This window comes from Oleiphilus sp. HI0043 (genome assembly GCF_001634935.1).
The window spans coordinates 1-764 of sequence record NZ_LWEY01000353.1 but is presented as its reverse complement, the minus strand read 5'-3'; the positions used below and the strand labels follow the sequence as shown (position 1 = coordinate 764).

Sequence of the window (764 nt, the reverse complement as noted above, 5' to 3'; positions counted from 1 at the left end):
TAAAGATAACAGCCTCGGCATTAGGAATCATGCTAATGGTGAGTTCGGGCTCTGAGCCTAAGGCGTTTAAACCTGGCGTATCCAGGATACATAAACCTTTGCGTAAGATCGGGCTATCAAGGCTCAATAAAGCATGGCGCCACGCCGGTATTAAGACCTTATCTGAATTCTTGGCGCGTTCCAGCGAGCCTTCATCAAAGCCTAGTTCACGCGCCTGGGCAAAAGAAACCACTCGTGTTTCAGCGATTTGCCTGAGTGTTTCAGCCATCGACTCTTGATTACGAGGATCAATGGGAAAATAACGCCACTCATGGTCGCTCTTTTTTAATTCGCTAATGGTCTGGTTTTGTGATCGGGAGTCGATCGGTAATAGCTTGAGGTAGTTTTTTTTCTGGTGTTGATCGTAGAAAATTTCAGTCGGGCACATGGTCGTACGACCCGCCTGGGACGGTAACATTCTCTGGCCAAAGCTTGAGAATACCAAGGCGTTGATCAGTTCTGTTTTACCTCGGGAATATTCCCCAACCAGGGCTACCGTTAGTAACTCATCGTGTAAAAGCCCTAAACCACGCTGTAAGCGAGCATCGAGTTCGTTACTATACAAGCCAGCATCGACCAACCACTGTTTGTAGCGCTCAACGGAGCTACTCAGCTGCCGCTTCCAATCATGGAAGGCATCAACCTGTTGTGATAAGTCGTTTATAGACATGCAAAGTCACCACTTAACGTGCTTAAAAGCAATCATTCCAGGCGAGCCATTAAAA

Annotated in this window: 1 protein-coding gene; it reads right to left on the bottom strand. The window is 47.1% G+C overall.

The window, feature by feature from the left end:
* On the bottom strand, positions 1-709 hold a 709-nt coding region (locus tag A3729_RS04910), incomplete at its 3' end, for a dynamin family protein (RefSeq protein WP_197475570.1).
* Between the last annotated feature and the right edge of the window lie 55 nt (positions 710-764).